We start from the raw sequence: 26,339 nt of genomic DNA, 5'->3' as shown, positions 1-26,339 counted from the left end.
CGCCGGGCCCGGGCCGCGCGCGACGACCTGACCGGGGCCGAGCGCCGTCTGGCACAGGCTCAGGCGGTGCAGCTTGCGGCCGGCTTGCGGCCCGGCGCGCCCTGTCCGGTTTGCGGCGCGATCGACCATCCGGCGCCCGCTGCGGCCGGCGCGGGCGATCCGTCCGGACCCGAGGCGGTGCTGAAGGCCGTGCGCGCCGCCTGGGACGAGGCCGACCGGGTGCTGCGCGAGGCCGAGCGCACGCTGGCCTCGGAACGCGGTGTGCTGGCCGACCGGCAGGAACGGCTGGCGGGGCTCGACCGGCCCCGGACCGATGCGGCCACCCTGAAAGATCGGATCAGGGCGACCCATGAGGGACTTGCCGCGCTTGGGGCCGAGACCGAAATCGCCGTGGCCGAGGGCCTTCTGGCGCGGCTCGATGCGGCGGTGGCGGCGGCCGAAACCGCGCGCGACCGGTGCCGCGACGCCATCGCCGAGCGCGAGGCGGTGGCGCTGCGCGAGTCCGCGCGGATCGAGGCGATGCTGGCGCCGGTCCCCCAGGCGCTGCGCAGCGAACCGGCACTGACCGCGGCGCTCGGGGCCCGGAAAGCGGCACTGGCGGCGCGCGAGGCGGCCCGCGCCTCGGCGGTTCAGGCGGCAGCCGACAGCCGCGAGGCGGTGTTGGCGGCGCGGGCTGCGCATGAAGCGGCGGTGCGCGCGATGGCCGAGGCGCGGGCCCGGCACGAGGCCGCGCGGCAGGCCTTTGCCGGGCGGCTGGCCGAAACCGGGTTGTCGGCGGCGGATCTGGCGGAGCTGAAGCCCGCCATCGCCCGGCTCGATGAAGACCGAGCGGCGGTCGAGGCCCATGGCCGCGCACTGGCGGTCGCAGAAGAACGGGCCCGCGCCACGGCAGAGGCGATCGCGGGCCGCGACCGGCCGGATCTGGAAGCGTTGCGCGCGGCGCTGGAGGCGGGCGAGGCGCGGCTGTCGGCGGCGACCGAGCGGCGGTCCGGGGCAGGACATGCCCGCGATCATCTGGCCGCGCTTCGGGGCGATCTGGCTGAAACGCTGCGACGGCTCGAGGCGGAAGAGACCGCTTCCGGGCCGCTTCGGTCGCTGGCCGCGCTGTTCGACGGGCGCAATCCGCAGGGGCTCGACCTCGAGACCCATGCCATCGGTGCGATGTTCGACCGTGTGCTGGCCGCGGCCAACCGGCGGCTGGTGCCGATGAGCGCCGGGCGCTACCGGCTGGAACGCGAGACCGAAGGCGGCGGGCGCGGGCGACGCGGTCTGGGGTTGCAGATCTTCGATCTCTTTACCGGCAAGGCGCGGCCGACCGCGACGCTCTCGGGCGGCGAGACCTTCATCGCTGCGCTGGCGCTGGCGCTGGGGCTGGCCGATGTGGTGGAAACCGCCAGCGGAAAAGTCCGGCTTGACACGATCTTCATCGACGAGGGCTTCGGCAGTCTCGATACCGAAAATGGTGCCGGAACGCTCGACCGGGTGCTGCAGGCCTTGGGCGCGCTGGTCGGGCGCACCCGCGCGGTCGGCCTGATCTCGCATGTGCCGCTGGTCCAGGAGGCGATCCCGAACGGGTTCTATGTGCGCAAGGACCCTGCCGGCAGCCGGATCGAGACGCGCGGACCGGTATGAACCCCGCCAGGCGGCCCCGTCCGCGTCAGGCGTAGACGTTGTGGTCGTGAAACCGTTCGGCGATGTCGACGGCCAGTCGGCAGATGTCGAGGCAGGGCAGGACCCGAAGATCGGCGCCCCGCCCGAGGCTGACCATCTGTTCGCGGAACGGGGCAGCGGCGGTGTTGAGCGCGCGCCAGGTCGCAGCCTCGATCCCCTCGACCGAGGGCACCAGAAAGCCGATGCGGCGGTCGCCCGATCCGACCAGCAGCACCCTTTGATGCTGTCCCTTGCGCGGTGCTCCTGCACCCAGAAAACGCGACAGGCAGACGAGGGTGGTGGTCGCCCCGTCGACCGGGAAGAAGCCGAGAACACCGGGGAACGGATGGGCGATCGGCGTGATCGTGGCTGGCGGCTCGATGATGCGTGCAATCGATTCGATCGAGGCGGCATGGGCGGTTCCGGCCTGGAAGATCAGATAGCGGCGCCGGTCGCGGAACAGGGCGTCGGGCGAGGGGAGCACGTCGGTTTCTGGCGCCGTTTCAGCCGCTATCCCGGTCTCGTCCAAGGGGCCGGTATCCGGCGCGGGTTCGAGGGTGTCATGTTGGTCCGACGGCGCCGTGTCGGCCGCGGACCCAGAGGCCGGCGGACCTGGCCGGGTGGCCTGCGGTGCCACCGGCGCCGACATCTCGGCGATGGCCTGCAGCCCCTTCATCTCGCGCAGGCGCTCGACCCTTATCACGTAGGTCTGCGCGCCGTCCGAGGCGACGGCAACGGCGCCGATACTGCCGGCACCGCCGCCCAGAAGCGCAGGTGCCGCGTGCAGATCCTTCTGGCGCAAGGTTGCGATGTTGCTGATGACATCGACCGCGAGGCCGATCAGCCGGTCGCCCGAAAAGCTGAAGACGACGATTTCGGGGTTGGGCCGCTCGCGCGCGGCGCCGAGCCCGAGGATGCCGGGGGCGTCCAGCACCGGGATGCGCAGCCCGTTTACGGTGACCGATCCAAGGCAGTCGCCGCCTGTCAGGGCGTTGCGGTCGATGTCCTGGCGCGGAAGCGTGCGATGCACCTCGACCGCCGGGGCGGCGAAGGTGGCGCCCCCCGCCCGGAAGGTCAGATAGGCGCGCCCCTCGCCGGTCGCGCCGCGGTCGCCTTCGTCGCGTCGGAACCGGGTGGCGGTGGGCAGGCCGCCCAGAGCGAAGATCGCTGCGGGGTCGACGACGTTCACCAGCTTGCCGCCATGAAAGAAGCCCCCCACGAAGAAGGGCGCCTCGGTATCGCCCGAGGCAAGCCCCTGCACGTCGTCGCGTCTGAGCCGGGCGAGACCCGAAACCGCGTTCACCGCCAGCGCGACGACGCGGTCGCCCCGGGCCAGGATCGCGGCAATGCCGGGAGCGTCGCCCACCGGGCCGATCCCCGAGACCGCCCGCGGATCGACCAGCGGAATGATATGGCCGCGCAGGCGGATCGCGCCCATCAGCGCCGGATGCGCCACCAGAAGCGGCGAAAGCGCGTCGATCGGATAGACCTCGGACAGATGCGCTATGTCGATGCCGATCACCCCGCCGCCCACCTCCATCAGCGCATAGGTCGCCTCGCGGTCGGGGGCGCTGTCGGGGACGGGCGCGGTCTCGGTCATTCTGCGGCGGCCTGGCCGAGTTCTCCGGCCAGACGCGACAGGGAGGCGGCGGCGGATTCGCCTGCCCCGGCATGGGCCGCCATCTGGGTGAGCCCGCCGATGGCCTCTTGGGCCATGCTGCCGATGGCGCGGATCCGTTCCAGTGTCTGTTCGGTGCCTGAGGCCGAGCGCAGGATGCTTTCATTGGCGCGTTCGATATGCCGGGAAATCTCGCGTGCGGCTTCGCCATTGCGCTCGGCGAGCTTGCGCACCTCGTCGGCCACGATCGAGAACCCTGCCCCGTGTTCCCCGGCCCGCGCCGCCTCGATGGCCGCGTTGAAGGCCAGCAGGTTCGTCTGGACCGCGATGTCGCCCACCAGATCGACAATCCCGGTGACCTTGTCGGCGGCCTCGCGGGCGGTGCGCATCTCGGTAAGCGCGCCGTCGAGCAGACGGTCCCCGTTCTGGGCGCTGTCTTGCAGCTTTTCGTTGGTGCGGGTCAGCAGGTCGGCATCGCCGCGCAGGGTGTCGTTGACCTTGCGCAGGCTTTCGATTTCTTCGGCCAGAGCACGGGCCTGGGCGGCGGTCGCGGTTTCCAGCGCGACCTGGGCCGAGATGTCGTAGCCGCACATGACCACCCGCTCGACCTCGCCGCGGCAGTTCTTCAGTGGCGTGTAGTGGGCCAGCAGGAAGAGGTCGCGGTCGAAGCGGGCGATATGGTGATAGCGGCCCGATTGCGGCTCGTCCTTGCGCAGCGCCATCCAGAAATCGGTATAGGCGGTCGAGCGGATGTAGTCGCCCGCACAGAACGAACTGTGCGACTGGCCCGCCACTTCGCGGAGCGAATGCCCGACCAGCCGCAGGAACCCCTCGTTGGCCTGAAGGATCTTGCCCTCGGGGTCGAATTCGACCACCGCCTGATGGTTCAGCGCGGCCTGCCATCTGCCCTCGAGATCAAGCGTCCGGCGTTTCGCCGCGGTGATGTCGACGGCGATCTGGACCACCCGCCCGGGGCGACCGTCGGGGTCGGCGACCGGATGGAAAACGGTCTGAAGCCAGACCTCGCGCCCGTCGGCATCGACCCAGAGAACCTCGCCCTTGAACCCGTCGCGTTCGCGCAGATCCTCCCAGAACCGGCTGTCCGCGCCGTCTTTCACGCGGTCCTGGTCGAGGAAAAGACCAAGGCCACGGCCGCGGATATCCTCGATCCGGTGGCCCAACGTGTCGAGGAAAGTGCCGTTGGCGGAAAGGATGCGGCCGGTCAGATCGTATTCGACAACCATCATCGCGCGGTCGAGCGCGTGCAGCTTGCCCTCGGCTTCGGCCTCGGCCTGACGGGCTTCGGTCACGTCATGGCCGATGAAGAGCACCGACCGCACCTCGCCGTCATCGGCGTCGGTCAGCGGCAGATAGCAAGACGACAGCCAGACTGCGCGTCCGTCGGGGCCGTGCCGCCGGACGGTGCCGGAAACCGGCTCGCCGCGCAGGATACGGTCCCAGAAGTCGTCATGGCGGCGCGAGTCGGCACAGTCGGACGGCACAAAGCTTTTGTGGCTGCGAGAGTCGAGATCGGAGGCCGCAATCCCCAGCAGCTTGCAGAACCCGGTGCTGGCCTCGATCAGCGTGCCGTCGGGGCGGAATTCGGCCATGGCGATGCGGCTGTCGAGCGCAGCCTGACGGGCGCCGAGCCGGTCGAGATCCTGCTTTTCATGGGTGATGTCGACTGCGATCTCGAAGGCTCCGGCGAATCCGCCCTCGGAATCGGTCAGGGGCAGCAGCTGCGACCGCGTCCAGGCCGTGTCCTGGCCGCGGACGGGGTGCGGGATGTCGAGTGCCACGCGCTCGCCCCGGCCGAGCGCGGCCCAGGCTTCGGCAAAGGGCTTGCCACGCGAGAAGCCGTTCGAGACCAGACGGCGCATGTGCTTGCCGACAAGGCCTTCGGCCTCCTGACCCAGAAGCGCGCACATCGGGGCCGAGGCCTGGGTCAGATGCCCCTCGGCATCGTAGCGCGCGGTGGCGAGCCCGGTTTCGCACAGCGTCGCGATTTCACGTTCTGCCCGGGCGGTCCGGGCATCGGCATCGACGTCCAGCATGCATTGCAGCACCCGGTCGACCGCGCCATTGGCGGCGCGGACCGGAACATAGGCCGAGCGCAGCCAGACGGTGCCGCCCGTTCCGGTGCGGTGGGGATGGCGCCCCTCGACGATCTGACCCTGGCGCAGCCGGGCCCAGAAACCGTCATAGCCGGGGGCGTCCGTTGCGGCGTCGGGCCAGAGGTCGCGATGCGGCCGCCCGGCCAGCGCGGCGCCGGTCTGGCCCAGAAGCGCCGCAGCGCGGTCGTTGACCTCGATCACGGTGCCGCCGGCATCGAAGGCGATCAGGCCAACGGCGGCCTCGAGCGGCGACCAGCGCCCGGCCTGGTCCGCCGCCGATTCGGGCGCGGGATGGCCGATGACCGAAAGCCGGAGGCTGCCATCGGCGCAGACCACGACCACGCTGCGCATCTGCATCGCATGGGTGCTGCCCGACCGGCAGCCGATGAAGCGGCCGGACCAGACCGGCTCGGTCCCGGCGACGGCGCGGTCCCAGAGATCATCCGAGGTCTGGCCGGGGACGGCGACGAGGCTGGCGAAATCGTTCACCTCCAGCGCGTCCTCGGACAGGTCCAGAAGGAACACCGTGGCGTCGCTGGCCGCGACCAGGCACCGCGTCTCCATGTCGAAGCTCAGCACATAGGCATCGTTGAGGATCTGCGCGCCAAGGGCCTGGGCCAGGGCGGTGGCGAAATCAGGGGCGTCTTGCGCGGCTTCGGCGTTCGAGGTCATTTCCGGTCCTTCGCGGTGCGAGGCGCTCGCGGCGTTTCTGCCGCGGTGCTGTCGGCGACCGTCTTAGCCTGCGACACTTAAGACGAGGTTTCCGAAACTCCGAGCGATCTCGGGTCGCCCAGAGAGGCGCGGCCTGGACCTGCCCCCTTTCAGGGGGCCATGTCGAAGATCAGGATCGCGCCGTCTGTCCGCCAGGTCAGCGGCGGCGGCGTATCCGCAAGCTGCAGCCCGTCGCCTGCCACGAGCCGTTCGTCCTCGATGGCGGCGAGCCCTTCGACCAGGTGCACGAAGACCTTGCGACCGGGGGCGACTTCGAGCCGGGTCCCGGTCCCGGTCCCGGTCCCGGTCTCGGTCCCGGCCGCGGGGCGGGCGAACAGCACCCGGCTGTCGGACCCCAGGTCCAGCGGCGCCCCGCCATGGCTGCCTGCGGCCAGCAGGACCGGCTCGGTCCGGGCCTCGGGCCGGGCGATGCGCCGGCAGGAGGGCGTGCCGCCGGTGCGGTCAGGGATCAGCCAGATCTGCAGCAGATGGACAGGATCGTCGGGCGAGGGGGTCGATTCGGAATGCGTGACGCCCAGGCCCGCGCGCATCAGCTGCAGTTCGCCCGGTCCGATCTCGAAACGGTTGCCAAGGCTGTCGGCATGGCGGACCCGGCTCGACAGCACCAGCGTCAGGATGTCGATATCGGCATGGTCATGGGTGGGGAAGCCCGCGCCGGGGACGATCCGGTCCTCGTTCAACACGCGGAGCCGACCGAAGCCCATCCGGGCCGGGTCGTGGAACCCGCCGAAGGAAAAGCTGTGAAAGGCGTCGAGCCAGCCCGTCCGGGTGCGGCCGCGGCTCATGTTCTCATGGATCAGGATCGGCATCTGGGGGCTCCTTTCCGCTTGTAGGACAAGGGCTTGGCGGACATGGAGCCGGGGCGCAGGAGGAATGCCCTCTGGCACCTGGCCAAGGGGGGGCGGAGGGTTGGGCGGTGCATGACAGATATGCCGGACTGTCCGGGCGAAGGGACGTTCGGTTGGCAACCCGAGCACGCTTGCCGGGCCGGGGCGCGTGTGCGCGCCCCGGCCCGGCGTCTTGCGGAAATATGGGGGCCGGGGCGGCGGACGCGACTGGCCAGCAGCTCGCAGACGCTGTGCGCAGATTGGCCGACCGGTGGGCCGGGATCAGGTCAGGAGGACAGGCCCGACCGGCCGCCGAAAAGGCGTCGACGAAGGATTGCCCCGAGGCTGCCTGCGGTGCGCTGACTGTCCGAGGTCAGCTGCTTGTCGCCGCGGATCTGGTTGCGCAGCAGCGCCATGAACGGCCAGCCATAGACGCCGCGCGGAGAGACGTCCTTGCCCGCCTTGGCGTTGCGCACGAAGCGCTGGCTGTGCAGGATGCGCGGCGCGGGGACCGTCCAGTTGCTGGTGTAAAGCCGCTCGTGCTTGCGGAGGTTGTATTCCTCGGGCAGCACATGAACCGCAAGATCGCTTTCCCACAGCAATTCGCGCAGCACCGGCTGATCGGCGCCGCCCTTGCGGACCTCGGCCACCAGATACTGCCAGTCCTCGAAGAAGCGCGTCGTCTTGTCGTTGCGCCGGAAGGCGATGACGCCGCCGTTCATCTGCGGGAACGCATTTGGAAAGCTGCGCCGCCAGAACCGGTTGGCAAAACGCTGGTTGCGGTTTTGCACCTGGCAGGCGGCCAGATCGTACTTGTTCAGCACCCAGAACATGTCGCTGACATCGGCGGTCAGCACCAGGTCGACATCGATCAGCAGCGTCCGCTGGAACCGCGACCTGAGTGCGGCCTCGAATTTCGGCCGGAAGAACGACCGCGACAGCACATGCACCTCGTCGAAGGCTCCGGGCGTGGCCTCGCCGTCGCAGAAAAGATCGACCCTGAGGCCGGGATTGGTGGCCCGGACCGAGGCCGCCGCCTGTTCGGCAAGCCGGATATAGACATCGCCCGACGCAGAAAGAACTACGCCGCAGTCATCTGCGGCGTAGTCGACCTCGGTGCGCCAGTCGGCAGCGAGAGGCTCAGGCGAGGCTGTCATCGATGGCCTTGCAGGCCTCGACAAGGCCGCGCACCGCGTCGACCGACTTGTCGAACATCTCCTGCTCGGGCTTGTCGAGCTTGATGTCGACCACGCGCTCGATGCCGCCGGCACCGATCACGGTGGGAACGCCCACGTAAAGGCCCTTGAGCCCGAGCGCGCCGTCCACCCAGGCCGCGCAGGGCAGCAGGCGTTTCTGATCCTTCAGATAGGCCTCGGCCATCTCGATCGCCGAGGTGGCGGGGGCGTAGAAGGCCGAACCGGTCTTCAGCAGGCCGACGATCTCGGCGCCGCCGTCGCGGGTGCGCTGCACGATGGCGTCAAGCTTGTCCTGGGTGGTCCAGCCCATCTGCACCAGGTCGGGAAGCGGGATGCCGCCGACGGTCGAATAGCGGGTCAGGGGCACCATGGTGTCGCCATGGCCGCCCAGCACAAAGGCGCTCACGTCCTTCATCGAGACATTGAACTCGAGGCTCAGGAAGTGGCGGAAGCGCGCGCTGTCCAGCACACCGGCCATGCCGACGACCTTCTCGGGGGGCAGGCCCGAATATTGCTGCAGCGCCCAGACCATCGCGTCGAGCGGGTTGGTGATGCAGATCACGAAGGCGTTCGGGGCGTTGTCGCGGATGCCTTCGCCGACCGATTTCATGACCTTGAGGTTGATGCCCAGCAGGTCGTCGCGGCTCATGCCGGGCTTGCGCGGCACGCCGGCCGTCACGATGCAGACATCGGCGCCCGCGATGTCGGCGTAATCGGTGGTGCCCTTCAGCGCCGCATCGAAGCCTTCGGAGGGGCCGGACTCGGCGATGTCGAGCGCCTTGCCCTGGGGCACCCCATCGGCGATGTCGAAAAGAACGACGTCGCCCAGTTCCTTGATCGCGGCGAGATGGGCGAGCGTGCCGCCGATCTGCCCCGCGCCGATGAGAGCGATCTTGGGTCTGGCCATGTCTGATTGTTCCCCGATTGGTTGGTTCCGGCGCGATGCCTAGTCCTTTGGCGCCTTCGGCGCAAGGCTGCCGCAATGCAGCAGACCTGTCCAGACGGTTCCGCCGGGCGCGCCGATGGGCTAGACCGGCGGGCAAGACGGGCGGGCAAGACGGGCGGGCAAGACCCGTTCGTGCCTGTTCCGACGCCCGGAGGTCCCTGAAGTGATCGACTTCGATCCGTTCTTCTTTGCCGTCACGATCCCGGCCATCCTGTTCGCGGGCCTCTCGAAAGGCGGCTTCGGCGGCGGGGTGGCCTTCGCCGGTTCGGCGGTGATGGTCGTGATTCTGGGCCCGGCGGTGGCGCTGGGGGTGACGCTGCCGCTTCTGATGCTGATGGACGTGACCGCGCTCCGGCCCTACTGGCGGCGCTGGGACGGGGGGGCGGCGCGGGTGCTGATCCTGGGGGCGGTGCCGGGCATTGCGCTGGCGGCGGCGGTGTTCCATCTGACCGACCCGGATGTCTTCCGGGTGCTGATCGGGCTGGTGGCGCTGGGCTTCGTGGGCTTTCAGCTGGCGGTCAGGATGAAGCTGATCCCGGCGCGGGAAAAGCCCTTCGGGCGGCCTGCCGGGGCGATTTCAGGTGCCGTGGCCGGGTTCACCAGCTTCGTCAGCCATGCCGGAGGGCCGCCGGTCGCCGTCTATCTGCTGTCGCAGCGGCTGGACAAGACCACGTTTCAGGCGACCACGGTGCTGGTCTTCTGGGCGATCAACCTTCTGAAATTCGGCCCCTATGCCTTTCTCGGCATCTTCACTCCCGACACTTGGTTGGCGGTGCTGCTGCTGGCGCCGGTCGCGATCCTGGGCGTCTGGCTGGGGGTGCGGGCGCACCGGCTGGTGCCGGAGCGCTGGTTCTTCGGCATCACCTATGTCGCGCTGACGCTGACCGGGGCGAAGCTTCTGTGGGACGGGCTGACCTGAGGCGCCGCGCCTAAAGCCCCTGGCCCGACGGCTCGTCCAGCGTCTCGAAGGACCCGCCGCTGGCGATCAGGCAGGTCAGGCCGTTGGCAAAGGTGCCGGTGACGGTCCAGGTGCCGGTCTGGGTATTGGCGAAGACCTCGACCACCGCATTGTTGGCGGCCAGCCCAATCGCCTGACGCGACTCGCCATAGCGGTCGCGCAGCTGGGACAGGATGCCCTCGCGCGGGCCGCACTGGCGCTGGGCCTGGGACTGAACCTGGGTTTGCGCCCCGGCCGGTACGGGCAGGGCAAGCACGGGCCAGACGACCAGTGCCGCCGCCAGTGCAAGTGCGGGGCGGCCGGACAGGGGACGGCAAAGGGGCAGGGGGGCGCGCATGGCGGGCTCCTTTCGCGGAAGCTGGGGCGGGGACGGACGGAAACACTCGCTTGCGCACAGGATTGCGTGAGCTTCGCCAAGGCCGCCCTAGCGGGGCGCGCGTTGCATTTTCTGCGGCGCGGCGCAAAAGGGGTTGCGCCTTCTGACTCTGCCGTGTTGGTTTGCGCAACAAAATGACTCCGGAGGAGAATCAATGGACCCGCGCGCCCGCCCCTTCCGTTCGGTGCTGTACATTCCCGGTTCCAAGGACCGCGCGCTTGACAAGGCGCGGGGCCTGCCGGTCGATGCGATCATCTTCGATCTCGAGGATGCCGTCGCGGTCGAGGAGAAGCCCGCGGCGCGGACGCTGCTGGCCGAGACGCTAAGGGCGGGCGGTTATGGCGGCCGGTTCAAGATCGTGCGGGTGAACGGCTTCGACACGCCCTGGGGCCGGGACGACGTCGCGGCCATTGCCGGAGCGGGGGCCGATGCGGTGCTGCTGCCGAAGGTCGAGACCACGGCCCAACTGGACGATCTGGCGGCCGCGATCCCGGATGTGCCGCTTTGGGCGATGATGGAGACGCCCAGGGGCATCCTGAACGCCGCCGCGCTGGCCGCGCATCCGCGGCTTGAAGGCTTCGTGATGGGCACCAACGACCTGGCCAAGGAGCTGGGCTGCCGGTTCCGGCCCGACCGGCTGGCGCTGACCGCGAGCCTGACCCATTGCCTGCTGGCCGCGCGCGCCCATGGCATCGTCGCGGTCGACGGCGTCTATAACGCCTTCAAGGACGAGGCCGGGCTGAAGGCCGAATGCGATCAGGGCCGCGATCTGGGCTTTGACGGCAAGACCCTGATCCATCCGGCGCAGGTGGCCATCGCCAATGCCGCCTTCGCGCCCACCGAGTCCGAGATCGACCTGGCCCGCCGCCAGATCGCCGCCTTCGAGGAGGCCGAGCGCGCCGGGCAGGGTGTCGCCGTGGTGGATGGCCGCATTGTCGAGAACCTGCATATCGTTACGGCCAGAGAGACGCTGGCCAAGGCGGCCGCGATTGCAGAACTGGAGGCGGTCTGATGTTTCTTCTTATCCTCGGCGTGGCTCTCTGGAGCTTTGCGCATCTCTTCAAGCGGCTCTTCCCGGGCGTCCGCGCGATGCTGGACGACAAGCTGGGCATGGCGTCGAAGGCGCTGTTCGCGGTGCCGCTGGTGGTGTCGGTCGTGCTGATGGTGATCGGCTACCAGTCCGCCGGGCTGCCGCAGCGCTTTGCCGGGCCGTCCTGGCTGATCCACGTGAACAACACGCTGATGCTGGGCGCGGTCGCGCTCTTCGGGGTCGGCAGCTCGAAAAGCCATGCGCGGCAATGGTTCCGCCACCCGATGCTGTACGGCTTCATCACCTGGGCGGTGGCGCATCTGCTGGTGAACTGGGACCTTGCCTCGATCGTCCTGTTCGGCGGGCTCTGCGCCTGGGCTGTGGCCGAGATCGTGCTGATCAACAAGACCGAGAAGGGTGTCACCCGCTATACCGGCGGCTCGCTGAAAGGCGACCTGCGGCTCGCGGGGATCGCGGTCGCGCTTTATGTCGTCATCATCCTTCTGCACATCTGGGCGGGCGTGATGCCGCTGCCGATGGCGTCGTGATGCAAGCCTACCGCCTGCTGACCGAGGAGGATACCCCGGCCTTCTGCCACAAGGTGACGGCGGCTCTGGCGCAGGGCTGGGCGCTTTACGGCTCGCCCGCCTATGCGCATGACCCTGCGACCGGCAAGATGCGCTGTGCCCAGGCGGTTGTGAAGGATGTCGAGGGCGAGTGCGCCCCCGACCTGAAACTGGGAGAACTCTGAGCCATGGCCAAGACCAATCCGGGCCGTTTCTTCGAGGATTACGCGGTGGGGCAGGTGATCGCCCATGCCGTGCCGCGCACCCTGTCGGGGGGCGAGCGCGCGCTGTATCACGCGCTGTATCCGGCGCGGCATGCGCTTTGTTCCTCGGATGCCTTCGCGGCCGCCTGCGGTCTGGGCGCGGCCCCGCTGGACGATCTGATCGCGTTCCATACGGTCTTCGGCAAGACGGTGCCCGATATCTCGCTGAACGCGGTGGCCAATCTGGGCTATGCCGAGGGGCGCTGGCACCGTCCCGTGCGGGCGGGCGATACGCTTCGGTCGCAATCCGAGGTGATCGGGCTCAAGCAGAACTCGAACGGCAAGTCGGGCGTGGTCTGGGTGCGGACCCGGGGGCTGAACCAGCGCGACGAGCTGGTGCTCGACTATGTGCGCTGGGTGATGGTGCGCAAGCGCGACCAGGGGACCCCCGCGCCCGAAACGGTCGTGCCCGACCTCGCCAAGGCCGTGGCGGCAAGCGATCTGGTGGTGCCCGAGGGGCTCGATTTCACCGGCTACGATTTCACCCTGGCGGGCGAGCCGCACCGGATGGCCGATTACGAGATCGGCGAGGTGATCGACCATGTCGACGGCGTGACCGTCGAGGAGGCCGAGCACATGCAGGCCACCCGGCTCTGGCAGAACACCGCCAAGGTGCATTTCGACGCCACTTTCCGCGAAGATGGCCGGCGGCTGATCTATGGCGGTCATATCATCAGCCTGGCCCGCGCGCTGTCCTTCAACGGACTGGCCAATGCGCAGATGATCGTCGGGCTGAACGGCGGTGCCCATGCCAACCCGTGTTTCGCGGGCGATACGGTCCGCGCCTGGTCCGAGGTGCTGGACAAGGCCGAGACGTCGGCACCGGGCGTCGGCGCGATCCGGCTGCGGCTGGTGGCGGTCAAGGCGGGCGGCGTGCCCGGCGCGCTGCGCGGCGAGGAGGGCAAGTACCGGCCCGAGGTGCTGCTGGATCTCGATTACTGGGCGTTGATGCCGGTCTAGGGAAGAGGGCCGGTTCGTGCCAGGATGCGAGGGTCTTGGGGCCCTCGTTTTCATTTGCGCGGATGTTGCACAGGCTTGTTTCGATCGGAACCTCTGTCGGCAGCGCCGCGACGGCGGGCCTTGCGGCCTTGGGCTTCTCCGCCGTCCTGAACGACCCGCTGCCCCGGGCGACCGAAGGGGCCTTGGCCCGACTGACCCGGATCGCCGACGGCATGGACCGGATCGTCGGCGATACGACCGACGCTGCGGCACGCTCGGCCATTGTGACCGAGGCGGCGCGGGTGGCGGCGCGGCCGCCGGACGACGCGACCGCCGTGGTCGCCCACGGAAGCTTCGGCATCTTCGATCTGCCCGTGCTCGAGACCCGGCAGGTCGAGGCCAGCGACAGCCGCGTCGTCCTGCTGACGGTTCTGCGGGGGGCTTGGGGGATGCCGATCCGGCCTTCGACGGAAAGGACTGCCGGCTGGGGGCGGCAAGCTCCTCGGCTACGAAAGCGGGACCGACATCTGTCGGCTGCTGCTGGTGCGGCAGGTGCCAAGCGTCGGGCGCCGCTTTCGCTGGCTTTGCCTGCCGGATCACAAGGAACAGATCTGAAACCGTGATCACGACCTGTCAAGCCGTGATCACAAACATCATTTTTTTCGCGGGTGCAGCGGAAAAACGTGCGCAATTCAGTGTTCACACCGTGACTCCGCCTCAAAATCCGGTATCACATCGCCCCACAGCAGACCCCCAGCACGAGAGGGACCCCATGGCTGACATCGAACGGGGAAACCGCCCGCTTTCCCCCCATCTTCAGATCTACCGCCCGCAGATCACGTCGGTGACGTCGATCTTTACCCGCGTGACCGGCAATGCGCTTATCGTCGGCGCGGTGCTGATCGTGTGGTGGCTGATCGCCGCCGGTGCCGGACCCGAAGCCTTCGCCCGCGCGGACTGGGTGCTGACCTCGTGGCTGGGCAATCTGGTGATGTTCGGCTCGCTCTGGGCGCTCTGGTATCACACGCTGGCAGGGATCCGTCACGTCATCTGGGACAACGGCTACGGGCTTGAACTCGAGACCGCCGAAAAGCTGGGCTGGATCGTCATTTTCGGGTCCGGTGTGCTGACCGTCCTGACCGTCCTCACCCTGTGGATCTTCTGAAGGAGGCCCGCGACATGCGCTATCTCACCGACCGAAAGCGTGCCGAAGGGCTAGGCGCGTCGAAGGCAGGCACCGAACACCACTGGTACATGAATGTCAGCGGCGTCGGTCTGACCCTTCTGATCCCGTTCTTCGTCTTCATCCTCGGGACCTCGCTGGGCGCGCCCTATGAAGAGGTCGTCGCCACCCTGTCGCAGCCGTTCCCTGCGGTGATCGTCGGGCTCACCATCGCGGCCGGCATGCTGCATTTCCGCCGCGGCGCGCAGATGATGATCGAGGACTACTGGGGCGGCATGACCCGCAAGGTCATGCTGTGGACCGTGATCTGCCTGAGCTACCTGGTGATGGCGGCGGGCCTTTACGCGATCGTCCGGATCGCGATCTGAAGCTAACGGAGAGCAGGGTTCATGGCCGCTTACGAATACGAGACGCATGACTATGACGTGGTGGTTGTGGGGGCTGGCGGCGCCGGTCTGCGCGCCACGCTGGGCATGGCCGAACAGGGCCTCCGCACCGCCTGCGTGACCAAGGTCTTCCCGACCCGGTCGCATACGGTGGCAGCCCAGGGCGGCATCGCCGCAAGCCTGGGCAACATGGGGCCCGACAACTGGCAATGGCACATGTACGACACCGTGAAGGGGTCGGACTGGCTGGGCGATACCGACGCGATGGAATATCTCGTCCGCGAGGCGCCCAAGGCGGTCTATGAGCTGGAACATTACGGCGTGCCCTTCTCGCGCACCGAGGCGGGCAAGATCTATCAGCGTCCCTTCGGCGGCCATACGACCGAATTCGGCGAAGGCCCGCCGGTGCAGCGCACCTGTGCCGCGGCCGACCGCACCGGCCATGCGATCCTGCACACGCTGTACGGCCAGAGCCTCAAGGAAAAGGCCGAGTTCTTCATCGAATACTTCGCCATCGACCTTCTGATGTCCGAGGACGGGCAGTGCCAGGGGGTGCTGGCCTGGAAGCTCGATGACGGCACGCTGCATGTCTTTGCCGCCAAGATGGTGGTGCTGGCGACCGGCGGCTACGGGCGCGCCTATTTCTCGGCCACCTCGGCGCATACCTGCACCGGCGATGGCGGCGGCATGGTCGCGCGGGCCGGTCTGCCTTTGCAGGACATGGAGTTCGTGCAGTTCCACCCGACCGGCATCTACGGGTCGGGCTGCCTGATCACCGAGGGCGCGCGCGGCGAGGGCGGCTATCTGACCAACGCGGAAGGCGAGCGGTTCATGGAACGCTACGCGCCGACCTACAAGGATCTGGCCTCGCGCGATGTCGTGTCGCGCTGCATGACCATCGAGATCCGCGAGGGCCGGGGTGTGGGCGCGAACAAGGACCATATCCACCTGAACCTCAGCCACCTGCCGCCCGAGACGCTCGCCGAGCGCCTGCCGGGCATTTCCGAAAGCGCCAAGATCTTCGCGGGCGTCGATGTCACCAAGGAGCCGATCCCCGTTCTGCCGACCGTGCATTACAACATGGGCGGCATTCCCACGAACTACTGGGGCGAGGTGCTGAACCCGGCCGAGGGCGATCCCGACCGCGTGGCGCCGGGCCTGATGGCGGTGGGCGAGGCGGGTTGCGCCTCGGTCCATGGCGCCAACCGGCTCGGGTCGAACTCGCTGATCGACCTCGTGGTCTTCGGCCGGGCGGCCGCGATCCGCGCGGGGCAGATCGTCGATCCCTCGACCGCGGTGCCGTTGCCGTCGAAGGCCGCGATCGACAAGGCGCTGGGCCGGATGGACGGGCTGCGTCACGCGAACGGCACGGTCACGACGGCCGAATTGCGGCTGGAAATGCAGAAGACGATGCAGGCCGATGCGGCCGTCTTCCGGACCGACAAGTCGCTGGCCGACGGTGTCGAGAAGATGACCGCGGTCGCGGGCAAGCTGGGCGACATCAAGGTGTCGGACCGGTCGATGATCTGGAACTCGGACCTGATGGAAACGCTGGAGCTGACCAACCTGATGCCGAACGCTCTCGCGACCGTCGTCGCGGCCGAGGCGCGCAAGGAAAGCCGCGGCGCCCATGCCCATGAGGACTATCCCGACCGCGACGATGCCAACTGGCGCAAGCACTCGCTGTCGCGCGTCGAGGGCGCGTCGGTCGATCTGACCTACCGGCCGGTGCATCTGGACCCGCTGACCCGCACCGAGGATGGCGGCATCGACCTGAAGAAGATCGCGCCCAAGGCGCGCGTCTACTGAGCCGGGGAATGGTCGGGCCGAGCCTTCCGCCGACGGTGCGGCCCGACGCGATCCGGCGTTCGGGGGCCAAGGCTCGGGCCCCCATGCCCCGTGTTGGCCGCCCTGCGCCCGTTGCCCGGCGCGGCGGTCCCCAGACCGAACGCCTGTGCGTCTAGCCAAGAAAGGTTGAACCCATGGTTGAACTCACGCTTCCCAAGAATTCGGTCGTGAAGACCGGCAAGACCTGGCCGAAGCCGCAGGGTGCCACGAATATCCGCACCTTCCGGATCTACCGCTGGGACCCGGATACCGGCGAGAACCCGCGGGTCGACACCTATTTCGTCGATCTCGACACCTGCGGCCCGATGATTCTCGACGCGCTGATCAAGATCAAGAACGAGATCGACCCGACCCTGACCTTCCGCCGGTCCTGCCGCGAAGGCATCTGCGGGTCCTGCGCGATGAATATCGACGGGGTCAACACGCTGGCCTGCACCCGTGGCATGGACGAGATCAAGGGCGACGTGAAGATCTACCCGCTGCCGCACATGCCTGTGGTCAAGGATCTGGTGCCGGACCTCACCCATTTCTATGCCCAGCACGCCAGCGTCATGCCCTGGCTCGAAACCAAGTCGAACACGCCTGCCAAGGAATGGCGGCAGTCGATCGAGGACCGCAAGAAGCTCGACGGGCTGTACGAGTGCATCATGTGCGCCAGCTGTTCGACCTCCTGCCCGTCCTACTGGTGGAACGGCGACAAGTATCTGGGCCCGGCAGCCCTTCTGCATGCCTATCGCTGGATCATCGACAGCCGCGACGAGGCCACTGGCGAGCGGCTGGATTCGCTGGAAGATCCGTTCAAGCTTTACCGCTGCCACACCATCATGAACTGCACCAAGACCTGTCCCAAGGGGCTGAACCCGGCCAAGGCCATCGCCTCGATCAAGAAGATGATGGTCGAGCGGACGGTCTGACGCGCGCCCGGTGCTGCGCGATGTCCTGATCTTCGGCACGGCGGCGGCAGGACTTCTTCTGATCCTGTCGCCGCCGATGCGGCGTTGGCGGTTCTGGCGGGCGATGGTGACGCCGCTTGCCTCGATCATCGGCTCGGGCTTTCTGGTGCTGGGGCCGATCCTGAACCAGAGCCTCGGCATCTGGTCCCCCGCCGCGATGGCGCTTCTGGCCCTGATCGCCTTCGGCTTCGGCGGCGCGATCCGCTACAGCATCGCCGCGGGCGCGCATGGCAGCCCGCCGGGTCGCCTCGGCGCCCTGGCCGAAACGGCGGCAGGCTGGACGCTGGCCTTTTCCTACGTCATCTCGGTCGCCTATTACCTGAATCTTCTGGGCGCCTTCGCGGTCCGCCTGACCCCCTTCGACACGCCGCTTGCGGCGCGGGGGGTGACCACGACGGTGTTTCTGCTGATCCTCACGACCGGCCTGACCAAAGGGTTCAAGGCGCTGGAAGGGCTTGAGAAATACGCGGTCAGCCTCAATCTCGCGGCGATCTGCGGGCTTCTGGTCGGGCTCGGGCTGTTCTTCGGCGAGACGGCCGCCACGACCGGCCCGGTGCTGACGCCCGCCAGCGTGAGCCCCTGGGCCGCGCTGACGCTGTTCTTCGGGCTGATCGTGACGGTTCAGGGCTTCGAGACCTCGCGCTATCTTGGCGCCGAATATGACGCCGATCTCAGGATCCGCTCGATGCGGGGCGCGCAATATGTCTCGACCGCGATCTATCTCGTCTATGTCACGCTCCTGGTGCTGTGCTTTGCGCCGGGCAAGGGCGCGCTCGACGACACCGCGATCATCGGCATGACGTCGGCGGTTTCGCCGCTTCTGCCGCTGGTGCTGACGGTGGCGGCGCTGGCCGCGCAGTTCAGCGCCTCGGTCGCCGACACGACCGGCGCGGGCGGGCTTGTCTCGGAACGCTCGAAGGGCCTCATCGGCAACCGCGCGGCCTATGCGGTTCTGGTTGCGGCGGGCATCGGGCTGACCTGGACGGCGGATGTCTTCGCGATCATCTCCTATGCCTCGCGGGCCTTCGCGCTCTACTATGCGCTGGAAGCCGCGATCGCGGCGCTGGCCGCGCGCTCGGCGGGGCAGGGCGGCCGCGCTGTTGGCTTTGCCGCCCTGGGCGGGCTGGGGCTTGTCATCGCAGTGCTCGGCCGCCCGGTTGAATAAGGAGCCCCCGATGCCGACCGATCCTCTTCCCGAGCCCGCCGATGCCGCCGAGCGCCGGTCCGCCGCCCCTGTCGTCTGTTACCCGCCCGAAAGCCTGCCCGCGCCGCCCATGGCGCTATATGCGGCGCTAAGGGCCGGCATGACTCCGGTCGAACGGCTCGAGATCCCCGCCCGCGACGCCCGGGCCTTCCGCGTTCCGGCAGGCCACGTGCTGCGGATTTCCTGCATCGAGGGGCCTCAGGTCGGCGATCTGAACCTCTGGAACGCCCATGACCTGTCCGAGCGGTTCTATTCCGGCAAGACGCGCGCGCTGCACGGCACGCATGTCGGCACCGGGGACCGGCTCTGGTCGAGCTTCCCGCATCTGCGCCCGATGGCGACCGTCATCGCCGACAGCCTCGGCTGGTACGGTTTTGACGCAGATGGCGCGGGGGTCCATGACGTGATCGGCACCCGCTGCGATCCCTATACCAATGCCCGGCTTGGCGGCGCCCCCTTCCACCGCTGCTGCCACTCGAACCTGATCCGGGCGCTGGTCGCCGAAACCGGCCTTGCCCCGGCCGCGGCCGAACCCCTTGTCCATGACGTGCTGAACGTCTTCATGTGCACGGGCTTCACCCGCGACACCCACCGCTATTTCACCAAGGCAAGCCCTGTCCGCCCGGGCGACCATCTCGACCTCTTCGCCGAGATCGACCTGCTTTGTGCGCTCAGCGCCTGTCCCTGGGGCGATTGCACCGGCAACTCGACGGACCAAGCGCGCTGCCATCCGCTGGGCGTCGAGATCTTCGCCCCGGCCGCGGCTGTGCTTGATGGGGGCGCGCTCGGCGGCTGGACCCCGCCCACGCCCGCGCCCTACGACCGCTCGCACGGGCTCTGATCTTCTTCTTGGCCCAAATACCCAAGCCGCAACGCCCGCCGGTTGCCCCGACTCCGGGTCAGGAAAACGCGGCCTCAAGCGCGATCTCGACCATCTCGGCGAACCCTGTCTGGCGTTCCTCGGGCGAAAGCGCCGCCCCGGTCAGCAGATGGTCAGACACCGTCAACACCGCCAGCGCCCGCGCCCCGAGCCGTGCGGCCAGGATGTACAGCTCGGCCGCCTCCATCTCGACCGCCAGAACGCCGTGCCGGGTCAGCTCGGCGTTCAGGTCGGGACGTTCGTCATAGAAGACATCGGCCGAATAGATCCCGCCGACATGGGTCCGGGCGCCCTTGGCAAGCGCCGCCCCGTGCGCCGCCGCCAGCAGCCCGAAATCGGCGCAAGGCGCGAAATTCAGCTCGCGGAAGGTGCCGCGCGAGGGCGTCGAGAGGGTCGAGCTGGTCATCGCCAGCACGATGTCGCGCAGCGCGACCTGCTCCTGCATCGCGCCGGCCGATCCGATCCGGATCAGCGTCTTTGCGCCATGCTCGCGGATCAGCTCGTTGGCGTAGATCGACAGCGACGGCATCCCCATGCCGCTGCCATGGATCGTCACCCGGTGGCCGCGCCAGAACCCGGTAAAGCCCAGCATGCCCCGGACCCGGTTCACGCAGACCGGGTCGGTCAGGAAGGTCTGCGCCGCCCATTCCGCCCGCAGCGGGTCGCCGGGCAGCAGGACGGTCTCGGCGATCTCGCCGGGGTGTGCGCCGATATGAAGGCTCATGGGGGTCTCCTCAACCGCTGAGACCCCCGTTATAGCCGTTGGCTATTCCGCCGCCACCCGTTCGGGCGAGATCAGCCCGACCACGTCGAACATGATCCGGTTCAGTTCGAAATCCTTCGGCGTGTAGACCTTGGCCACGCCCATCGCGCGCAGCCGCCTCGCGTCCTCCTCGGGGATGATGCCGCCCACCACGACCGGAATATGGGTCAGATCGTGCTCTTTCATCAGCCGCATCAGGCTTTCCATCAGCGGAATATGGCTGCCCGACAGGATCGAGAGCCCGACGATGTCGACCCGCTCGGCCTTGGCCGCTTCCACGATTTCCGAAGGCGTGAGCCGGATGCCCTCGTAAGAGATGTCCATGCCGCAATCGCGGGCGCGCGCCGCGATCTGTTCGGCGCCGTTCGAATGGCCGTCGAGACCGGGCTTGCCGACCAGAAACTTCGGCCGCCGCCCGAGCCGTCCGGCCAGCGCATCGACCTCGGCCCGGATCTCGTCGAGCCCCTCGGTGCGGTTCGAGGGGCTTTTCGAGACGCCCGTGGGGCCGCGATACTGGCCGAAGACCGCGCGCATCACGTCGCCCCATTCGCCGGTCGTGGCCCCCGCCCTGGCTGCGGCAATCGACGGCGGCATGATGTTCCGGCCCGTCGCAGCCGCCTCGCGGAGCGCGGCCAGCGCTGCCTCGACCGCCGCGCTGTCGCGGCTGTCGCGCCAGGCGGCCAGCCGGGCGATCTGGTCGGCCTCGACGCTGGGATCGACCACCATGATCGCATCCTCGCCCGAGGTCAGAGGCGAAGGCTCGCCCTCGGTCCAGCGGTTCACGCCGACCACCACCGTTGCGCCGGTCTCGACCCGGCCGATGCGGTCGGAATTGCTTTCGACGAGCCGCGATTTCATGTGCTCGATCGCGGCGACCGCGCCGCCCATCGCGTCGATCTGCGCCAGTTCCGCCCGGGCATTCCGCTTCAGCTCTTCCACTTTCGCGGTGACGGCGGGGTTGCCCTCGAAGAGGTCCTCGTATTCCAGAAGGTCCGTCTCGTAGGCCAGGATCTGTTGCATCCGGATCGACCATTGCTGGTCGAAGGGGCGCGGCAGACCCAGCGCCTCGTTCCAGGCCGGAAGCTGCACGGCGCGGGCGCGGGCGGTCTTCGACAGCGTCACCGCCAGCATCTCGATCAGGATGCGGTAGACGTTGTTTTCGGGCTGCTGCTCGGTCAGGCCGAGGCTGTTGACCTGCACCCCGTAGCGGAAGCGCCGGTGCTTGGGGTCCTCGACGCCGTATCGGTCCTGGCAGATCTCGTCCCAGAGCTCGACGAAGGCGCGCATCTTGCACATCTCGGTGACGAAGCGGATGCCCGCATTCACGAAGAACGAGATCCGTCCGACCATGCCCGGGAAGTCCTCGGGCGCCACCTTCCCGCGCAGATCGTCGAGCACCGCGGTCGCGGTCGCCAGCGCATAGGACAGCTCCTGTTCCGGCGTCGCGCCCGCTTCCTGCAGATGGTAGGAACAGACGTTCATCGGGTTCCATTTCGGCAGATGCTCAAGCGTATAGGCCGCGACATCGGTGATCATCCGAAGGCTGGGCTTCGGCGGGCAGATATAGGTGCCGCGGCTCAGATATTCCTTGATCAGGTCGTTCTGCACCGTGCCCTGCAGCTTGGACACATCGGCGCCCTGTTCCTCGGCCACGGCGATATAAAGCGCCAGCAGCCAGGGCGCGGGCGCGTTGATGGTCATCGAGGTGTTCATCTGTTCCAGCGGGATGCGGTCGAACAGCGTCCGCATGTCGCCCAGATGGTCGATCGGCACGCCGACCTTGCCGACCTCGCCGCGCGCCAGTTCGTGATCGCTGTCATAGCCGGTCTGGGTCGGCAGGTCGAAGGCCACGGACAGCCCGGTCTGTCCCTTGGCGAGGTTGGCGCGGTAAAGCGCGTTCGAGGCCGCGGCGGTCGAATGGCCCGCATAGGTGCGGAAGAGCCAGGGCCGATCGCGGACCGGAGTTTGAGTGTCGTTGGGCATACGGACCTCCCTGGGCTGGTGACTGACTGCCGTGACCGTAACAATGTTGCGATACAAATGCAGATAGAAGAAAGAATCTGTCGCTGTCAATTCGCCGCGGCGCGGCATCGACGTCAATCGCGGCTTTTGCCCCGTTTTCTCCCTTCAATGGCCCAGAATCGCGGCGACGGTGTGGCACACGTTGCGATGGTATGCGGCGTGATCCTGTATCCTTGCGGAGGCGCCAATGTCAGTTCGCAGCCCTTTTTCTCCTGTGCTTGCCGTGGCCGTCGCCGCATCTGTCGCGAGTCCCGCCTTCGCGCTCGACCGCCACGTCAGGATCGTCAACAACACCGGCTTCGCGCTGGTGGAATTCTACGGATCGAACACGGGCGCCAGTAGCTGGGAAGAGGATATCCTTGGGCCGGATATCCTCTATTCGGGCCAGTCGGTGATGATCAATTTCCATGACGGGTCCGGCTATTGCCTGTTCGACTTCCGCGCCGTCTTTGAGGATGGCGACGAACTGGTCGAACCGCGCGTGAATGTCTGCGAGATCGGCACCTTCACCTACAACTAGGCCGCCGCTCCCTTTCTCTTGGACATAAAGTTTCAAGATTGGCTCACCGCGGGTTGCAATGTTTCGCGGCGGACCGTATTTCCTCGGGAATAGCGCGACTCTGCGGCGCAGCATTTCTTGAGGAGGCAGCCATGGCCCTTGATCAGAATCCCGGGATCGCGCCCTATGAGGCGCCCGAGAAGGAACTTTACGAAATCGGCGAGATGCCCCCGCTGGGCTACGTTCCGCCGAAGATGTACGCTTGGGCGATCCGGCGCGACCGCCATGGCGAGCCCGACAAGTCGTTCCAGGTCGAGGTGGTCGAAACGCCCGCCATCGACAGCCACGAGGTGCTGGTCCTGGTGATGGCGGCGGGCGTCAACTACAACGGCATCTGGGCGGGCCTCGGCATCCCCGTCTCGCCCTTCGATGGCCACAAGGCGCCCTATCACATCGCGGGTTCGGACGCCTCGGGCATCGTCTGGGCGGTCGGCTCGGCGGTGAAGACCTGGAAAGTGGGCGACGAGGTCGTGATCCACTGCAACCAGGACGACGGCGACGACGAGGAATGCAATGGCGGCGATCCGATGTTCTCGCCCAGCCAGCGGATCTGGGGCTACGAGACCCCGGACGGGTCCTTTGCCCAGTTCACCCGTGTGCAGGCGCAGCAATTGCTGGAACGGCCGCGGCACCTGACCTGGGAGGAGTCGGCCTGTTACACGCTGACCCTGGCGACCGCCTACCGGATGCTGTTCGGTCACCATCCGCATGAACTGAAACCCGGCCAGAACGTGCTGGTCTGGGGCGCCTCGGGGGGGCTCGGGTCCTTCGCGATCCAGCTGATCAACACCGCGGGCGCCAATGCCATCGGCGTGATCTCGGAGGAGTCCAAGCGCGACTTCGTCATGGATCTGGGTGCCAAGGGCGTGATCAACCGCAAGGACTTCAAGTGCTGGGGCCAGCTGCCCAAGGTCAACACGCCCGAATACAAGGAGTGGTTCGGCGAGGTCCGCAAGTTCGGCAAGGCGATCTGGGACATCACCGGCAAGGGCGTCAATGTCGACATGGTGTTCGAGCATCCCGGCGAGGCGACCTTCCCGGTCTCGACCTTCGTGGTCAAGCGCGGCGGCATGGTGGTGATCTGCGCGGGCACCAGCGGCTTCAACCTGACCATGGATGCCCGCTATGTCTGGATGCACCAGAAGCGCATCCAGGGCAGCCACTTCGCCCATCTCAAGCAGGCGGCCGCGGCGAACCGGCTGATGGTGCAGCGCCGGATCGACCCCTGCATGTCCGAGGTCTTCCCTTGGAACGAGATCCCGCAGGCGCATCTGAAGATGCTCCGTAACGAGCACAAGCCGGGCAACATGGCGGTTCTGGTGCAGGCCCCCCGCACCGGTCTGCGGACTTTCGCCGACGTTCTGGACGCGGGTCCCGCCGCTTGATTCTACCCTGAGGGTGTGGTTTATTGGAGGGCACACGCATAGCGTGTGTCCTTCGCGAATCCGCCGTCTGGATGCGAATCGCTTCTCCTCCGACTGGAAATCAAGAGCTTGCATTTACGCCCCCTCCCCATTTCTGGGGAGGGAGAATTCGCGAATTTCGGCGTTTTTTGTCCTGTGCTAGACTTATGTTAACGTTTCATTAACCACTAGGACGGGACAACGATCATGAAGCACGAGTGGCTGATCGACATTCTTGGCGACCTCAAGAACTATGCGAGAAAGAATGGGTTGACCGCTCTGTCCGAGGAGCTCCTCACCTGCCAGGCTCTGGCAGCTGTCGAGATCTCGTCCCTCGAGGCAGGCCGTGCGCGGGCTCAGGTTGGGGAAAGAGCGTCGTCTGTGACGACGTGGGGCGATGCAGATTCATGTGATGCAAGGCGGCTTAGAATCGTTCCTCGACCGGCTGCAACGGGCAACGACGCTTGAGGACCTGTATCGTGCCACCGAAGACCTGCGCGACCGCTACGGCGTCTTCCACGTCGTCTACCACTGGGTGAACAGCGTCGGCGAACGCTACGGCGCCGGCACCTACTCGACCGAATGGGTCGACCGCTATCTCGACCGCGACTACCTGATGATCGATCCGGTGATCTTCGGCTGCTACAGCCGCTTCCATCCGGTCGACTGGAAAGAGCTCGACTGGTCCACCAAAGCCTCACGAGCCTTCCTCGAAGACGCCATCGCCCACGGACTTGGCAATCAGGGAGTGTCGATCCCGTTGCATGGACCCAAGGGGCAGTTCGCGCTCTTCACCGTGAACGACAGTTGTTCAGATGTATCCTGGGACATGTTCAAGCAACTCAATCTTCGCGACCTGATCCTGATCGCCCATGACTTCAACAAGAAGGCGCTGGAATTAGAACAAGCGGCCGATCCTGCCCCGCGGGCTGCCCTGTCCCCGCGCGAACTCAGCGCCATGACCCTTCTGGCCAAGGGCATGAGCCGGGCCCAGGCCGCGCAGGAACTGTCGATCTCCGAACACACGCTGCGGGTCTATGTCGAGACCGCCCGCCACAAGCTCGGAGCCCTGAACACGACCCATGCGGTGGCCCGCGCGCTGAGTGCCGGCCTGATCGTCGTCTAGGCTTAACTATCTGTTAGGAAAAGAAATATCCCCATGACGTGGCGTTAGAGGGCGCTTGGTTAGCGCGCTGGTAACCAAGCTCTCCGTAGCCTGAGCCCATCAAGTGATCGGCAGAGGGCTACCAAACATGCTGCGTTACATCTACGGTGTCGACCTTCACAAGTTCCCGCTTCTGCGCGACACCATGTTCAGGGACCGCGCGCTTCAGTTCCACGACCGTCTCGGCTGGGCTGTCAGCGTCAATGACAGGGGCGAAGAGCGCGACCAGTATGACGCTCTGAACCCGCTTTACGTGATCTGGGAGCAACCCGACGGACGCCATGGCGGATCGATGCGGTTCCTTCCCACGACCGGGCGGACGATGGTGAACGAACACTTCCTGCATGCGACCGGCGGCGCGCGCATCGAAAGCCCGCTGATCTGGGAATGCACGCGCTTCTGTCTGGCCCCCGATGCCGACCGCGAGGTTTCGGCCGGGCTGGTGCTGGGCGCGGGCGAGGTGATGGCCCAGTTCGCGGTCGAGCATTTCGTCGCTGTCTTCGACCCGCGGATGGAACGGATCTACCGGCTGATGGGCGTCGAACCCAACGTGATCGGCACTTCGGGCCAGGGGCGCGACCGCATCGGCGTGGGCCTGTGGGAAATGCAGGAGGCCGCCTGGCCCCGCACCCTGGCGCGCCTCGGCATCGGGCGCGAGACCTCGCTGGACTGGTTCCGCGCCTCGTTCTCGGCGCCGACCCCGGTGCAACGGGAACTCGCCGTCGCCTGAACGCGCTGGCACCGGACGGGCGCGGCCT

Annotated in this window: 25 protein-coding genes; 17 read left to right on the top strand and 8 right to left on the bottom strand. The window is 67.5% G+C overall.

Features of this window, described 5'->3' with window-relative positions; translation table 11 throughout:
- On the top strand, nt 1–1,632 hold a 1,632-nt coding region (locus DSD19_RS16725; protein ID WP_305793751.1), incomplete at its 5' end, for an SbcC/MukB-like Walker B domain-containing protein.
- Nucleotides 1,633–1,657: 25 nt separating this feature from the next.
- On the opposite strand, the gene DSD19_RS16720 is transcribed toward DSD19_RS16725, so the two are convergent.
- The 5 genes from DSD19_RS16720 to mdh form a co-directional block, all read right to left on the bottom strand.
- A complete protein-coding gene (locus DSD19_RS16720; protein ID WP_113670425.1) occupies nt 1,658–3,250 on the bottom strand; it encodes a chemotaxis protein CheW in 1,593 nt (530 codons plus the stop codon).
- Nucleotides 3,247–6,054 carry a PAS domain-containing protein gene (locus DSD19_RS16715; RefSeq protein WP_113670424.1) on the bottom strand — a complete coding sequence of 936 codons (2,808 nt, stop codon included), beginning with the start codon at nt 6,052–6,054 and terminating at the stop codon, nt 3,247–3,249. Before DSD19_RS16715 ends, DSD19_RS16720 begins: the two co-directional genes overlap by 4 nt.
- Before the next feature lie 149 nt (nt 6,055–6,203).
- Nucleotides 6,204–6,923: a pirin-like bicupin family protein gene (locus DSD19_RS16710; protein ID WP_113670423.1), complete on the bottom strand. Its 720-nt coding sequence runs from the start codon at nt 6,921–6,923 to the stop codon at nt 6,204–6,206.
- A 305-nt stretch (nt 6,924–7,228) separates the two neighbouring features.
- Nucleotides 7,229–8,098, bottom strand: a complete 870-nt coding sequence (locus DSD19_RS16705; protein WP_113670422.1) for a putative nucleotide-diphospho-sugar transferase — start codon at nt 8,096–8,098, stop codon at nt 7,229–7,231.
- Nucleotides 8,082–9,044, bottom strand: a complete 963-nt coding sequence (mdh, locus tag DSD19_RS16700; RefSeq protein WP_075786692.1) for a malate dehydrogenase — start codon at nt 9,042–9,044, stop codon at nt 8,082–8,084. Before mdh ends, DSD19_RS16705 begins: the two co-directional genes overlap by 17 nt.
- 202 nt (nt 9,045–9,246) lie before the next feature.
- On the opposite strand from mdh, the gene DSD19_RS16695 reads away from it, so the two are divergent.
- Nucleotides 9,247–10,002 (top strand): sulfite exporter TauE/SafE family protein, encoded by a 756-nt coding sequence (locus tag DSD19_RS16695; RefSeq protein ID WP_075786691.1) that lies wholly within the window; start codon nt 9,247–9,249, stop codon nt 10,000–10,002.
- A gap of 10 nt (nt 10,003–10,012) precedes the next feature.
- Here the strand turns inward: DSD19_RS16695 and DSD19_RS16690 are convergent, their stop codons facing one another.
- Nucleotides 10,013–10,378 (bottom strand): hypothetical protein, encoded by a 366-nt coding sequence (locus DSD19_RS16690; protein ID WP_113670421.1) that lies wholly within the window; start codon nt 10,376–10,378, stop codon nt 10,013–10,015.
- A gap of 193 nt (nt 10,379–10,571) precedes the next feature.
- On the opposite strand from DSD19_RS16690, the gene DSD19_RS16685 reads away from it, so the two are divergent.
- The 11 genes from DSD19_RS16685 to DSD19_RS16635 all read left to right on the top strand — a co-directional run bounded on the left by DSD19_RS16685 (nt 10,572) and on the right by DSD19_RS16635 (nt 19,630).
- Complete coding sequence (locus DSD19_RS16685) at nt 10,572–11,429, top strand: CoA ester lyase (RefSeq protein WP_075786689.1); 858 nt, start codon at nt 10,572–10,574, stop codon at nt 11,427–11,429.
- Nucleotides 11,429–11,995 (top strand): NnrU family protein, encoded by a 567-nt coding sequence (locus tag DSD19_RS16680; RefSeq protein ID WP_113670420.1) that lies wholly within the window; start codon nt 11,429–11,431, stop codon nt 11,993–11,995. Before DSD19_RS16685 ends, DSD19_RS16680 begins: the two co-directional genes overlap by 1 nt.
- Nucleotides 11,995–12,198, top strand: a complete 204-nt coding sequence (locus DSD19_RS16675; RefSeq protein WP_075786687.1) for a DUF1737 domain-containing protein — start codon at nt 11,995–11,997, stop codon at nt 12,196–12,198. Before DSD19_RS16680 ends, DSD19_RS16675 begins: the two co-directional genes overlap by 1 nt.
- A gap of 3 nt (nt 12,199–12,201) precedes the next feature.
- On the top strand, nt 12,202–13,236 hold the full coding sequence (locus DSD19_RS16670) for a MaoC family dehydratase (protein ID WP_113670419.1): 1,035 nt from the start codon (nt 12,202–12,204) through the stop codon (nt 13,234–13,236).
- Between the two features lie 182 nt (nt 13,237–13,418).
- Nucleotides 13,419–13,838 carry a hypothetical protein gene (locus DSD19_RS16665; protein WP_133260456.1) on the top strand — a complete coding sequence of 140 codons (420 nt, stop codon included), beginning with the start codon at nt 13,419–13,421 and terminating at the stop codon, nt 13,836–13,838.
- A gap of 149 nt (nt 13,839–13,987) precedes the next feature.
- Nucleotides 13,988–14,380, top strand: a complete 393-nt coding sequence (gene sdhC / locus DSD19_RS16660; RefSeq protein WP_075786685.1) for a succinate dehydrogenase, cytochrome b556 subunit — start codon at nt 13,988–13,990, stop codon at nt 14,378–14,380.
- 14 nt (nt 14,381–14,394) lie between these two features.
- The gene (sdhD, locus tag DSD19_RS16655; RefSeq protein ID WP_075786684.1) at nt 14,395–14,766 is read left to right on the top strand and encodes a succinate dehydrogenase, hydrophobic membrane anchor protein; all 372 of its coding nucleotides are present in this window, start codon (nt 14,395–14,397) and stop codon (nt 14,764–14,766) included.
- 21 nt (nt 14,767–14,787) lie between these two features.
- The gene (gene sdhA / locus DSD19_RS16650) at nt 14,788–16,593 is read left to right on the top strand and encodes a succinate dehydrogenase flavoprotein subunit (protein ID WP_113670417.1); all 1,806 of its coding nucleotides are present in this window, start codon (nt 14,788–14,790) and stop codon (nt 16,591–16,593) included.
- A gap of 173 nt (nt 16,594–16,766) precedes the next feature.
- Nucleotides 16,767–17,546: a succinate dehydrogenase iron-sulfur subunit gene (locus DSD19_RS16645; RefSeq protein ID WP_075786682.1), complete on the top strand. Its 780-nt coding sequence runs from the start codon at nt 16,767–16,769 to the stop codon at nt 17,544–17,546.
- A gap of 10 nt (nt 17,547–17,556) precedes the next feature.
- A complete protein-coding gene (locus DSD19_RS16640) occupies nt 17,557–18,750 on the top strand; it encodes a hypothetical protein (protein WP_113670416.1) in 1,194 nt (397 codons plus the stop codon).
- Between the two features lie 10 nt (nt 18,751–18,760).
- Nucleotides 18,761–19,630, top strand: coding sequence for a DUF1989 domain-containing protein (locus tag DSD19_RS16635; RefSeq protein ID WP_113670415.1), 870 nt, complete (start codon nt 18,761–18,763; stop codon nt 19,628–19,630).
- A gap of 58 nt (nt 19,631–19,688) precedes the next feature.
- Here DSD19_RS16635 and deoD read toward each other — a convergent pair whose 3' ends face one another.
- Together deoD and DSD19_RS16625 are read right to left on the bottom strand one after the other, a co-directional pair.
- Nucleotides 19,689–20,393 carry a purine-nucleoside phosphorylase gene (gene deoD / locus DSD19_RS16630; RefSeq protein ID WP_113670414.1) on the bottom strand — a complete coding sequence of 235 codons (705 nt, stop codon included), beginning with the start codon at nt 20,391–20,393 and terminating at the stop codon, nt 19,689–19,691.
- 42 nt (nt 20,394–20,435) lie between these two features.
- Entirely contained in the window at nt 20,436–22,415 is a 1,980-nt protein-coding gene (locus DSD19_RS16625; RefSeq protein WP_113670413.1) for a protein meaA, read from the bottom strand.
- A gap of 262 nt (nt 22,416–22,677) precedes the next feature.
- Here DSD19_RS16625 and DSD19_RS16620 point away from each other — a divergent pair, with 262 nt between their 5' ends.
- The 4 genes from DSD19_RS16620 (at nt 22,678) to DSD19_RS16605 (ending at nt 26,311) form a co-directional block, all read left to right on the top strand.
- Nucleotides 22,678–22,974 carry a hypothetical protein gene (locus DSD19_RS16620; RefSeq protein ID WP_243628070.1) on the top strand — a complete coding sequence of 99 codons (297 nt, stop codon included), beginning with the start codon at nt 22,678–22,680 and terminating at the stop codon, nt 22,972–22,974.
- Nucleotides 22,975–23,105: 131 nt separating this feature from the next.
- A complete protein-coding gene (gene ccrA / locus DSD19_RS16615) occupies nt 23,106–24,398 on the top strand; it encodes a crotonyl-CoA carboxylase/reductase (RefSeq protein ID WP_075786676.1) in 1,293 nt (430 codons plus the stop codon).
- A 430-nt stretch (nt 24,399–24,828) separates the two neighbouring features.
- Nucleotides 24,829–25,542, top strand: a complete 714-nt coding sequence (locus tag DSD19_RS16610) for a LuxR family transcriptional regulator (protein WP_075787644.1) — start codon at nt 24,829–24,831, stop codon at nt 25,540–25,542.
- 127 nt (nt 25,543–25,669) lie between these two features.
- Nucleotides 25,670–26,311, top strand: a complete 642-nt coding sequence (locus DSD19_RS16605) for an acyl-homoserine-lactone synthase (RefSeq protein ID WP_113670412.1) — start codon at nt 25,670–25,672, stop codon at nt 26,309–26,311.
- The last annotated feature ends 28 nt before the right edge of the window (nt 26,312–26,339 follow it).

The sequence above is a fragment of the Rhodovulum sp. BSW8 genome (genome assembly GCF_003314725.1).
Classification (GTDB): Bacteria; Pseudomonadota; Alphaproteobacteria; order Rhodobacterales; family Rhodobacteraceae; genus Rhodovulum; species Rhodovulum visakhapatnamense.
Note: the sequence above shows the minus strand (reverse complement) of the source record. Positions and strands in the feature narration are given on the sequence as shown.